Raw genomic sequence first — 12,105 nt, forward strand, 5'->3', positions numbered from 1 at the left:
ATAGAACGCAAAAAAGCGGCGATTATTCATCGCCGCTTTTTCAATATCATTTGATCGGCCTTAGAGAGACGCGTCGAGCGCGGCCAAAATCGCGTCTGTCATCCCAGATGTGCTCACGGCTGTGCTGTTCTCATCGCTCAGCAAGTCGCCGGTGCGAACACCATCAGCGAGCACTTTTTCAATTGCCGATTCAAGGCGCGTGGCCTCTTCGCCCTGATCGAATGAGTAACGCAACGCCATCGCAAAGCTCAGGATACACGCAATTGGGTTCGCCTTGCCTTGGCCTGTGATGTCAGGAGCAGAACCGTGTACTGGTTCGTACATCGCTTTCGGGCGACCGTTTTCCATTGGGGAACCAAGGGACGCAGATGGCAACATGCCAAGAGAGCCCGTCAACATCGCTGCGCAGTCGGACAAGATGTCACCAAACAGGTTGTCTGTGTAGATAACGTCAAACTGTTTTGGTGCGCGCACCAACTGCATCGCGCCATTGTCCGCGTACATGTGGGACAGCTCGACCTCTGGATAGTCGGCATGCACTTCGGTCACGACGTCGCGCCACAGGATACCAGATTCCATCACGTTGGCTTTTTCCATGGAGCACAATTTCTTGTCGCGCTTCATTGCAAGTTCGAAAGCAGCACGCGCACCACGTTCGATTTCGGCTTCGGTGTAACGCTGGGTGTTCACACCCACACGCATGTTATCTTCCATGTGGATGCCGCGCGGCTCACCAAAGTAAACGCCGGACGTCAATTCGCGCACGATCATAATGTCGAGGCCGGCAACTAGTTCCGGCTTCAAGCTGGAGAAATCTGCCAACGCGTCAAAACACTGAGCTGGGCGCAAGTTTGCGAACAAGTCCATTTCCTTGCGCAGGCGCAAGAGACCACGCTCTGGTTTAACAGAGAAGTCTAGATCGTCGTACTTAGGGCCACCAACCGCACCAAGAAGGACCGCATCAACTTCTTGCGCCTTAGCCATCGTGTCGTCGTGCAATGGCACGCCGTGTTTGTCGTAGGCCGCGCCGCCAACAAGATCTTCGGACACGTCAAACTGAAGATCGCGCTTGGCGCCGAACCAATCAATTACACGGCGCACTTCTGCCATGACTTCTTGGCCAATGCCGTCACCGGGCAAAATCAATAGGGATGGGTTCGACATGGGGAAATTCCTAAGCTGATTAGTGTTGGCATGCGCCTAGCCCGTCAGCCCCGATTGGTCAAGAAACCGCTATGCTACGAAAGGTTTCAAACCTTCCGCCAGCAAGTCCCAAACTCGCCGAATGCGCGGTGTATGGCGCATGGCTTCGTGGGCAGTCAGCCAGATCGGCAGCGGCGGAATCGGAAACCCCGCATCAATAACATCGATCAGCGGATCATTCCGGGCAATGTCTGCTTGCGAAAAACCGATCCCACAACCAGACCTGACCAAAGCCCAGTAAGCGGCGTTGTTGTCACACCGCACTTTGAAGAAATCCCGCGTGACTTCGATCCCTGCTTGCCTAAAGCCATCTATGATCGCGGGGTTTGCGTCAAATCCGACAAAGTCATGCAGATGCACATTGCCAAGGTTCAAACCCAGGCCCTTGCGCTTCAGATAGGTCTTCGCTGCACACATTGTGAGCGGAATGTCCCCGATGTGCTGTGTCACCAGATCTAGTTGAGTTGGTCTATACATCCGCACGGCAATATCAGCCTCGCGATAAAGCAGATTGCGACTGTCATCCGAAGGGACAAGTTCAACGGCAATTTCGGGTTCCTGTTCACGGATATGCGCGATGATGTCTGGGAGGTGGTACTGAGACGTCATTTCGCTTGCCGTGACACGCACTGTCCCCTCGATTCGCGCTGATTGCCCTGCTGCAGTGAGCGATATTTGCCCCATGGCCTCTCGCATAGCACGCGCAGGTCCGACCAAGGCGGCTCCGGTTTCCGTTAACATCAGCCCGCGGGCCTGACGCACAAATAGATCAGCGCTAAGCTGCTGTTCCAACGCTTTGATTTGACGGCCGAGGGTTGGCTGGCTTGCTCCGAGCACGCGTGCAGCACCAGACAACGAGCCTTCTTCAGCAACCGCTAAAAAGGCTTGGATCAGGGACCAGTCAACAGAGGCGAGTGATTCAGGCATTCATAATTGAATACACGACCTGCATTTTTTCTCAATTATAAACCAATACTGAATGAGCGATTGTGGTGCCATGATAGGAGGCATTCCATGCAAAACACTGTTCTAATTCTTGGCCCAACCGGAAGACTGGGCCGCAATGCCGCTCTCGCATTTGAAACTGCGGGCTGGGAAGTTCGCTACTTTGATCGCGAAAAAGATACCCTTTGGGACGCTGCATGGGGCGCGTCTGTCATCGTGAATGGCTGGAACCCGCCCTACCCGCAATGGGCAGAGCAAATACCGGACCAAACTGCGCAGATCATTGAAGTCGCAAAAGCCGGAAACGCTACCGTTATTATTCCCGGCAATGTTTACCTTTATGGTGAACAAGCGCCGGAACGGTTTGCAACCGATACACCCCATCTTGCCAATAACCCATTGGGCCGTGTCCGGATCGAGATGGAAGCCACTTATCGAAAATCTGGCGTGCAAACGATTGTCGTTCGCGCTGGCGACTACCTAGACACGGAAGCCTCGGGGAATTGGTTTGACATGATCATTGCTAAGCCCGTCGCTAAGGGCCACATCAGCTACCCCGGTCCATTGGACTGCCCTCACGCCTTCACCTATTTGCCGGACGTGGCCGCGACCATGGTGGACCTAGCCGGGAAACGCCACGCCTTGGGCCAATTCGAAGACGTCTTGGTGCCCAGCTTTACCCTAACCGGCCACCAGCTCGCGCAGGCCATCGGTGACGTTCTAGGCAAGCCGATTCGTGCAAAACAAATGGCGTGGTGGCCCCTGCGCGCCGCCGCACTGGTTTGGCCGATGGGGCGTGCAATATGCGAGATGCGCTATCTATGGAGAAAACCGCATTTCATAGACGCCAAACGCCATTCCAAGCTTTGCCCTGACCTTGATCAGACACCGCTCCACGAGGCTTTGTCACGGGCTCTCGATACGGATGTCCACCCAGACGAGGTGATGTGGACCAGCAGCAAGCCCGTCGCTGCCCAATAGGCTTGCCAGCGGATCATCTAGCGCGGGCCAGAACACGCCCGCGCCAACAACAGACAGGTCCGAAGACGGCAATACGTACGAGACCCGCAGATTTCCTGGTCCATCCTCGGACCAGTCAGCAGTATCAAACGCAGGGTTCCCTTGATGCCCGACATTCATCGCATCCGCCCCACCCTCGCTTGCTGGTTGCGGGTCTTGTAAGTCTGACCGCGCGAGAACGCCCGCAATCCCGTCCCGAAATCCTTCACCATCAAATGGTTCAGCGTTAACATTTCCAATCAGAATGGGCCGTTCAGGTGTGGCACCGATCTGACCATCCAGCACCGCCTCCCAAACCCGCAATTCGTCTCGGTTGCGAAGACCATTGAAGTCTTCTGGTCCATCGAAAACCGGAGCAGTTGCGGCGAACGCAAGTAAACTAACCCGCTGCGGCCCAACCAGAACTGGAACAATCCAATGCCCTGTAGATGAAACCGGTATCATATCGTGAACTTGTTGCGACGGAAACGGTTCCCCGTCCAAAGTAGGCAAAGTGGCGCCAGGCACATCCTTCCACAGCAGCTCCGTTAGATTGCGAATATCATCCTTCGAAATCTCGTACCGAGACAAGATCGCCATGCCACCATCGCCAAGGAACCGACCATAACCGAGAGCGTCTCTCGCATCACCTGTTCGCCCGTCACCGTCCATGTCCAAGCCAGTGTGCACACCCGCATTTGGCTGCGCCGAAAAGAGGTAGGGGAACGGACTATCCAGTTGCGCCGAGAACGCGGCCAAGGCCGCGTCGCCGGCGTCGTAATCGAAATCAGTGAGAAGCAAAACGTCGGGAGAAACCTGATCAATCACCGTCGAGATCGCGTCGATTTCTGGGTCTTCACCACGGATAAGATCGCGAAGCAACAGTCCGGGGCCATCCCGACTTAAGGGGGCCGCGAAGGTTGCTACGCGAATAGTGTCTGCAGCTTGGGCCGACGAAATTGTTGGAAGCGCCAAACAGGCAATTAGTAAGTACGCTAGGCCGTTAAACTGTCTTCGGTGCTGGCTTCCATATATGCAACCTCGCGCTGATATGAGATCATCTGAGCGACCCGAAGCATTGCAATGCCGCGCATAATCAAGCTGGCGGGAATAAAAGCCCATGCGGTCATCATCCAAATTAGCGTGTGCGGGTCCTGAAGCTGAATCGGATTAAACATGTCGGATGCCAGTTTGACAAATGCTGGAATAAGAAACGGCAACAAGAACCCGAAGATCAAGTTCATTTGGCCGTCGCGTTCCAGCCGTTTAACCACATCACCACCCGCTGTAGGGTCAAATGTCGGCAGGTTAGTCCAAACGTTGAACCCACCGCGCTGGTTCGGCCAATTCTTAAGGCGAAGCGCGAGCACAAAGATCGCCAATGACACCAATGAAACTAAATAGCTCAGTCCCGCAGCAGTTCGCACACGACTTGCGAGATCCGCACTTGCTTCAGCTGGAAGCATAAGCACCACGAGCCGAACAGGCGAGTAAGGGAAATCCATGGCCTCTGCCAGATTGGACCCTACCAATTCAAACAACAAAGTTAGGTTTGTTGGTTGCGAGTAGCCTTTTGCAATGATGGTCAAGGTCAGAACTGTTGTGGCCAGACCCAGATACCGCACACGGTTAAACGGTGGCGCATCGCGAAATTCAATTAGGCTCGGCGAGACGGTGTTGTATTCAACTAGGACGAATATCCCTGAGACGATACAAACAAGCGTGACAATCAACGAAGTATCCGTCGTGGTGCCAGCAAGCATCAACGATGGAATTGCAATCATAACGATTACTAACGCTGCCCTAAAGACAGCACCTGAAAGCCGCGATATCACTGCCCTTTTACCCTCATCTCGGTCGGAGGCGATACGATGCCGCGTCCTTGTCCCGTTTTGATCCTGCGCATTTGCAGCAGGTTGCCTCATAGTTGCCATAATGTTGCCCACATCCCATTTTCACACAAGTCACTGAACGAAATTACAAAATAATCGAGGCAGATTTGCGGCAACAGTGGTGCGAGATTGCAACCTTTCTGCCACATTCGAAGATTGTTGGCTAAATGTAGAGCTTCGCGACTTCGGCAACACAAGTTGCCGTTAACGTCCGGTTAAAGGGCACTATACAAAAGGGCGCCCGAATCGGACGCCCTTCTCAAAATGATACTGCTTAGCTTTGTGGTTACGGCGTCAAACCCAAGGACGGTCAGTCCCGTGCTGCGCTTCAAACGCATCAATCGCGTTGACCTTTTCCATGGTCAGACCAATGTCATCCAAACCGTTCATCAGGCAGTGCTTTTTGAAGCTATCAACTTCGAAGTTGAAAACTTCACCATCAGACGATGTCACAGTCTGCGCTTCTAAGTCGATTTCGATCCGTGCGTTGGCACCTTTCTCGGCGTCCTTCATCAACGCATCGCGCTGATCTTCTGGCAGCACGATTGGCAAAATGCCGTTCTTGAAGCAGTTGTTGTAGAAGATGTCGGCAAAGCTGGTGGAGATCACGCAGCGGATGCCGAAATCTGCAATGGCCCACGGTGCGTGTTCACGGGATGAGCCGCAGCCAAAGTTATCACCAGCGACAAGAATAGAGGCTTCACGGTAGGCTGGTTGGTTCAAAACGAAATCTGGGATTTCGTTGCCTTCACGGTCGAACCGCATTTCATCAAACAGGTTCACGCCGAGGCCAGAACGTTTGATTGTTTTCAAAAAGATCTTTGGGATGATCATGTCAGTGTCGATGTTCACCAGCGGCATAGGCGCGGCGATTCCGGACAGTTTGTCAAATTTTTGCATGGGTGTTTCCTTTCGGGGCGTTAACCCTTTGGAGCTTTCACGTTCATCGTTGTGAACGGATTGTTCATCAATTTCGTCAGTATGGGTCGGGTATTGCTCTGGTATGGGTTTGGTATTGCTCTGAACCTTGCTGGCCATCGTTTTCGCGGATGCGACAACTGAGCCTTTCGGGCGAATCCAAACCTGACTGCGGGCCCATTTGCCGGCACGTGTGGTCCCCTGAAGGGGCCCCAAGATACCGCGCGTCGACATATCACGCATCAACTGTTCCGCCTGATCTAGCCCCAGCCCCAACCGTTTGGCGAGGGTAAAGACAGAGAACGAAACATCCGATTGCGCATGATAGATCGCCGCATGCAAAGCGGAGGCGGGATAACCCGCCTTGGCCGCGGCACCAAGCGACGCGGACGGCAAAAGAGGTGCGGCGAAAGCACCCCCCAACATTTGCAAAAATCCGCGTCGTTTCATGGTCATTACATCAGATCCCGTACGTCAGTCAGTTTGCCAGTGATCGCTGCCGCAGCCGCCATTCCAGGAGACACGAGGTGCGTGCGGCCTTTGTAGCCTTGGCGTCCCTCGAAGTTGCGGTTGGACGTTGACGCGCAGCGCTCACCTTCGGCCAACTGATCTGGGTTCATAGCAAGACACATGGAACAACCCGCCATGCGCCATTCGAAACCGGCGTCTTTGAAGATGTCAGCAAGACCTTCTTCTTCGGCTTGGGCACGCACAAGGCCAGAGCCCGGAACGACCATGGCACGCATGCCGTCTTTGACCTTTTTGCCTTTTAGGATGCTGGCAGCGGCGCGCAAATCTTCGATGCGGCCGTTGGTGCAGGACCCGATAAAGACGGTGTCGATTTCGATGTCAGTCAGTTTTTGACCAGCTTTTAAGCCCATGTATTCGATAGAACGCGCTGCCGCGTCGACCTTACCACCCTCAAAGGAAGATGGATCTGGCACAACGGCGTCGATCGGCAGAACGTCTTCTGGAGATGTGCCCCAAGTGACGGATGGTGCGATGTCTTCGCCCTTGAGCGTTACAACCATATCCCACTCTGCGTCGTCGTCAGAATAGAGAGTTTCCCAGTATGCCTGCGCCGCGTCCCATTCTGCGCCCTTAGGTGCGTGTGGACGACCTTTGCAGTAGGCAAACGTCTTTTCATCCGGCGCAATCAGGCCCGCACGTGCGCCGCCCTCAATGGCCATGTTACAAACGGTCATACGACCTTCCATGGAAAGGTCTTGGATCGCGGTGCCGCAATATTCGATCACGTAGCCAGTGCCACCAGCAGTGCCGGTTTTGCCGATTACGGACATGGTAATGTCTTTCGCCGTCACACCTGGTTTCAGGTGGCCCGTGATTTCGACCTTCATGTTCTTGGATTTCTTCTGGATCAACGTTTGCGTCGCCAGAACGTGCTCAACCTCGGATGTACCGATGCCGTGCGCCAGCGCGCCAAACGCGCCGTGAGTCGCTGTGTGGCTATCGCCGCACACAACGGTCATGCCCGGCAATGTCCAACCTTGTTCTGGACCAACAATGTGCACGATGCCCTGACGAACGTCAGACACAGGATAGTAGTGAATCCCGAATTCCTTGGCGTTCGTGTCCAAAGCTTCGACCTGAATACGGCTATCTTCCGTCATGGTTTCAGCATTGGCGCGGTCCAGCGTTGTCGGAACGTTGTGATCCGGTACAGCAATGGTTTTATTCGGTGCGCGCACTGAACGGCCTGCCATGCGCAGACCTTCAAAAGCCTGCGGGCTGGTTACTTCGTGGACCAAGTGGCGGTCGATATACAGCAGGCACGTGCCGTCATCGGATTCGTCTGCCACATGGGCATCCCAGATTTTATCGTAAAGCGTTTTGGGGGACATGTGTCCTCTCCCGTTCTGTTAGTTTTGGCTAGGGTTTGGCTAAAGTTTTGAACGCGCCCATTGGCACGCCAGACATCATAGGTGAGAGAGAATAGTGCGTGTCGCACCATAAAAGCGCCAAGGCAGGCGCGCGCGGTCATCCATGTCGAAAACTTGGGTCATGAGGTGCAGATATACACGCAAAGCACATCCCGCAAGGGTGATCCCGAAATCCCTGATATTGCAGGGACCTCACCATTTGCTGAAGAAACGTTATTGGCTCTCGCCGTCCTCCTCGCGGACAGTGGTCTAAATTTCGCGGGAAGGGCGTTGGCATGACACGACAGACTATGAGATCAACACGAGGGTTTTTGGCCGTTGCCGCCTTGGCGACATTCGGAACAGGACAAAGTGTTGCTGCGCAAGAAACGCAGCAACTTCCGGCTTACGTCACCCAAGAATATGGCACGCCCCCCTCGATCCCCAGCGGTGAAATCGCCCCTGACATCATGAACGCATTGCAAATTGTGTTCGTAGACAGCCTCGCTCGAAGTGAATGGGGTAACCGGGAATCGCTCGCTCTGGAACAAATCGCACAAACTGGCGACCCTCGTTTGGCATGGATCATCACTGACATGATGCGGTTTACATGGCGATCAACGTTTGATGATGCACTGGCGCAAACTGCCGCGGGTTTACTTGGTATCGACTTGGAAACACCGAACCGATGGCACGAACTAACGGACCACTTAATTGCATGGGATATCCCGTCTTATCCCGGATACCTTCCCCATAAGCGCGCGATCTTTACCCAATTCCTAGACGGTTGGGATGACATTTTCATCGAGGGCGACATCGACTGGCGTTTGGTGTCATGGGGCGGCGTACCAATCGACAATCGCGCCTATGACCAAACGGACGTCTTATGCAATTGCATCCCTGCAGCAGACAATCCCGAAGTCAGCTCTGCAGCAGACGCCACGTGGCTAGATGACGATGACATCATCTTCGGCATCGGCATCAACGGTGAATACCGCGCCTATCCGCGCCAAATCATGGAAGTCCGCGAGATGGTGAACGACACCTTGGGTGGGCGTGATCTTGGCATCCCATATTGTACTTTGTGCGGCGCGGCGCAGGCTTACTTTACTGACCAAATGCCAGAAGGCGTTGAACGGCCCATCTTACGAACGTCGGGCCTGCTGATACGATCCAATAAGGTGATGTATGATGTGAACACTTACTCAGTATTCGACACGTTTCTTGGCACAGCCTTGACCGGCCCCCTGAACGACATCGGGCTGCAACTGGAACAGGCGACCGTGATCACCACCGATTGGGGCACATGGAAAGCAGAGCACCCAGAAACCACTGTATTGATCGAAGAACTGGCCTTGGGGCGCGATTTTGATTTCCGCAACGGGCGTGACGCCAATGGCCCGATCTTCCCTGTGGGGGATGTAGATCCGCGACTCGGCGTTCAAGACGACATTATCGGCGTTATGACCGCAAGCGGCGAACCTGTTGCCTTCCCTCGTGGACCTGCATTACTGGCCCTGCGCAATGGGGCGAACATTGCCTATGAAAATATACGGCTTGAACTAGATGCAGGCGGCATTCGCGCGGTTGATGTAGATGGATCCGATCTTGGCAGCCATCAAGCGTTCTGGTTTGCGTGGTCCCAGTTCCACCCTGACACGGCGCTTTGGGCACCTTAGTCCACTCGCTGCAAATATGATGCCCATATGTTGCCGGTGCATTGGCGAATGGCATCGTGTGTTCTAGTGTATCCCTTAGGGCGCAATGTTTCGCCTTAAGGGAGCAGCATGGAACAAGACGAAACCACGGACCTTGCGCAACAAGCCGCAGAAATCGCTGAGATTGGTCAGGGTGTTTGGGGGCAAGCGCTGACCTTTGGCGAAAGTCTTTTGCGCCCTTGGAATGCCTACCAAGTCGGCATCATTATTGCCGTTTTTCTAATCGCGCACCTAACAAGCAAGTTTCTTGCGCCACGGCTCCACAATTGGATGCGGAGTCGTGAAGGTTGGCCCAAATGGCGCCTGCGTTGGCTATTGGTCGTCCACAAACGACTTCGCGGCATATGCTTTGTTGTGTTAATCTGGCTGGTATTATTCGCAATGCGCGAACTTACCTGGAATTCGCGATCCTATCTGATCGGCATCGCAGCGAACCTCGCCTTGGCGTGGCTAATCGTGGTCTTTGCCACGCGGCTTATTAGCAACCCGTTCTTACGCTCGATCGTTCGTTTTGGTGCCTGGATTTGGGTGACACTTCGCATCGTCGGACTGACGGACCAAACCGTGGGTATACTCGACGCCGCAGCGATTGAGGTTGGGGAGGCCCGCCTTTCGATCTGGCTCGTGCTGCAAGGTGTCTTCATCTTGTCGGTGTTCTTTATGGCCGCGAGGTTCGTGTCCAAACAAACGGCCCGTCGAGTTCAGGCAAACGAAGACATCAGCCCGTCCATGCGGGTGCTTGTCGTCAAGTTCTTGCAGGTCGTTCTCTACGGTGCCGCGTTCTTTATTGGGCTACGTGCTGTCGGCTTTGATCTTACAGGGCTTGCCGTACTGTCTGGTGCGATTGGTGTGGGCCTTGGCTTTGGTTTACAAAAGGTCGTTTCGAACCTTGTCAGCGGCATCATCATCCTGCTGGATAAATCCATCAAACCCGGCGATGTCATCACGGTCGGCGAGACCTTTGGCTGGATCAATTCTTTGGGTGCGCGATACGTGTCGATCACGACGCGGGACGGGCGCGAATATCTGATTCCGAACGAAGACTTGATCACAACTCAGGTCGTGAACTGGTCCCACTCCAACGACTACGTTCGCTTGGATATCTATTTCGGCACCGCGTACGGCGATAATCCTCGCCAAGTGCGCAAATTGGCTATCGAAGCGGCCTCCGCCGTGGATCGTGTTCTCGAATTCAGACCCCCCGTTTGCCACATCGTTGGGTTTGGCGACTCGTCGGTGGATTACATCCTGCGGTTTTGGATCAAAGACCCCACCGGAGGGCTTACGAACATCCGAGGCAATGTCTACCTCGCGCTTTGGGATGCCTTTGCCGACAACGGCATTTCGATTCCTTTCCCTCAGCGAGAGGTGAAGATGATCGAAGGATCAGAAATCTCGCACAAGGCTCTCGACTAGCGCGCACCGTGCCTGACGCCGATAACAGCGCAAAGTTATCGCACTCTTGTCACCATTGGTGCAAAACGAGTCACTATTGCAGACGTTCCTTATTGACGATCTGGCAGAATTGCCGCAGTGCAACGGCCCACGCTGAGATTCATTGAAATGTCACTTCTGGGTTGCTAAGTTGAAAGCATCCCAGCGTCAGGGCTTTGATGACGTATTTTAAGGAGGACAATGATCTGTCTCTTTCTTCACAGGCAGGAACACCTGCCGAACTATCGGGTCGCACGATGAACGTGCAGGCGCCGAGTTCCGACAGCACGTTGGCTGCTGTTCTTAAATCCCTTGACGATGATAAAGCCGAAGATGTGGTGCAGATTGATCTGCGCGGCAAATCTGAGATGGGCGACCATATGGTCATCGCGTCCGGTCGTTCTTCGCGTCAGGTGTCATCCATGGCTGAAAAGCTGACGGACCGCCTGAAACAGACCTATGGCATCTTGTCCAAGGTCGAAGGCAAAACAACTGGCGACTGGGTCTTGATCGATGCAGGCGACGTCATTGTTCACCTCTTCCGTCCGGAAGTGCGCGAGTTCTATCAGCTCGAGAAAATGTGGCTGAACCCGGATGAAATGGCGCAAGAGGCGGCGAAAAAGCCCTGATGCGTGTGACGTTATGCGTTGTGGGCCGCCTGCGGGCTGGCCCTGAACGTGACCTGATCGACGATTATCTGCAACGCTTTGACCGGACGGGTCGCGCCCTTGGGCTCGGCCCGATTGACGTGCGCGAGGTCGAGGACCGCAAAGGCGGCGGCATGGCGGCTGAGGCTGCGTTGCTAGAAAAGGCCCTCCCTGCCGGAGCGGCTGTCATCGCTTTAGATGAACGCGGCAAAATCAAAACCTCACCGGAATTTTCGCAAGACATCGCGCGGTTTCGCGACGACGGGCGCAGCGACCTTGCTTTTATTATTGGCGGCGCGGACGGAATTGACCCTAACTTGCGCGCGAAATGCGATGCGTCGCTTAGCTTTGGCAAGATGGTGTGGCCGCATATGCTGGTGCGGGTGATGTTGGCCGAACAGCTTTATCGTGCCGCCAGCATTTTGGCAGGCGCCCCTTATCATCGCGTTTAATAGACTTTATTTGATCA

At 54.3% G+C, this 12,105-nt stretch carries 11 protein-coding genes; 5 read left to right on the top strand and 6 right to left on the bottom strand.

Going from position 1 to position 12,105, the window contains the following annotated elements:
- Positions 1 to 60: 60 nt before the first annotated feature.
- Both leuB and L0666_RS12815 read right to left on the bottom strand, forming a co-directional pair.
- Complete coding sequence (gene leuB, locus L0666_RS12810) at positions 61 to 1,164, bottom strand: 3-isopropylmalate dehydrogenase (protein ID WP_235261785.1); 1,104 nt, start codon at positions 1,162 to 1,164, stop codon at positions 61 to 63.
- A 69-nt stretch (positions 1,165 to 1,233) separates the two neighbouring features.
- Entirely contained in the window at positions 1,234 to 2,130 is an 897-nt protein-coding gene (locus tag L0666_RS12815; RefSeq protein ID WP_235261786.1) for a LysR family transcriptional regulator, read from the bottom strand.
- 87 nt (positions 2,131 to 2,217) lie between these two features.
- Between L0666_RS12815 and L0666_RS12820 the strand changes: the two genes are divergently transcribed.
- Positions 2,218 to 3,129, top strand: coding sequence for a Rossmann-fold NAD(P)-binding domain-containing protein (locus L0666_RS12820; RefSeq protein ID WP_235261787.1), 912 nt, complete (start codon positions 2,218 to 2,220; stop codon positions 3,127 to 3,129).
- Here the strand turns inward: L0666_RS12820 and L0666_RS12825 are convergent.
- From L0666_RS12825 to leuC, 4 genes are all read right to left on the bottom strand, one after another.
- A complete protein-coding gene (locus tag L0666_RS12825) occupies positions 3,055 to 4,029 on the bottom strand; it encodes an endonuclease/exonuclease/phosphatase family protein (protein ID WP_235261788.1) in 975 nt (324 codons plus the stop codon). The genes L0666_RS12820 and L0666_RS12825 overlap by 75 nt on opposite strands.
- A 113-nt stretch (positions 4,030 to 4,142) precedes the next feature.
- On the bottom strand, positions 4,143 to 4,931 hold the full coding sequence (locus L0666_RS12830) for a hypothetical protein (RefSeq protein ID WP_235261789.1): 789 nt from the start codon (positions 4,929 to 4,931) through the stop codon (positions 4,143 to 4,145).
- A 402-nt stretch (positions 4,932 to 5,333) separates the two neighbouring features.
- Positions 5,334 to 5,939 (bottom strand): 3-isopropylmalate dehydratase small subunit, encoded by a 606-nt coding sequence (gene leuD / locus L0666_RS12835; protein WP_235262207.1) that lies wholly within the window; start codon positions 5,937 to 5,939, stop codon positions 5,334 to 5,336.
- Between the two features lie 473 nt (positions 5,940 to 6,412).
- The gene (gene leuC / locus L0666_RS12840) at positions 6,413 to 7,819 is read right to left on the bottom strand and encodes a 3-isopropylmalate dehydratase large subunit (protein WP_235261790.1); all 1,407 of its coding nucleotides are present in this window, start codon (positions 7,817 to 7,819) and stop codon (positions 6,413 to 6,415) included.
- 314 nt (positions 7,820 to 8,133) lie between these two features.
- Here leuC and L0666_RS12845 point away from each other — a divergent pair, with 314 nt between their 5' ends.
- The 4 genes from L0666_RS12845 to rlmH all read left to right on the top strand — a co-directional run bounded on the left by L0666_RS12845 (position 8,134) and on the right by rlmH (position 12,088).
- Positions 8,134 to 9,516 carry a DUF3179 domain-containing (seleno)protein gene (locus L0666_RS12845; RefSeq protein WP_235261791.1) on the top strand — a complete coding sequence of 461 codons (1,383 nt, stop codon included), beginning with the start codon at positions 8,134 to 8,136 and terminating at the stop codon, positions 9,514 to 9,516.
- A gap of 108 nt (positions 9,517 to 9,624) precedes the next feature.
- Positions 9,625 to 10,971, top strand: a complete 1,347-nt coding sequence (locus tag L0666_RS12850; protein WP_235261792.1) for a mechanosensitive ion channel family protein — start codon at positions 9,625 to 9,627, stop codon at positions 10,969 to 10,971.
- Between the two features lie 197 nt (positions 10,972 to 11,168).
- Complete coding sequence (gene rsfS, locus L0666_RS12855) at positions 11,169 to 11,618, top strand: ribosome silencing factor (RefSeq protein WP_418887987.1); 450 nt, start codon at positions 11,169 to 11,171, stop codon at positions 11,616 to 11,618.
- On the top strand, positions 11,618 to 12,088 hold the full coding sequence (gene rlmH / locus L0666_RS12860) for a 23S rRNA (pseudouridine(1915)-N(3))-methyltransferase RlmH (RefSeq protein WP_216036038.1): 471 nt from the start codon (positions 11,618 to 11,620) through the stop codon (positions 12,086 to 12,088). The genes rsfS and rlmH overlap by 1 nt, the downstream gene beginning before the upstream one ends.
- Positions 12,089 to 12,105: the final 17 nt, after the last annotated feature.

The organism is Octadecabacter algicola, assembly GCF_021532625.1.
Lineage (GTDB): Bacteria > Pseudomonadota > Alphaproteobacteria > Rhodobacterales > Rhodobacteraceae > Octadecabacter > Octadecabacter algicola.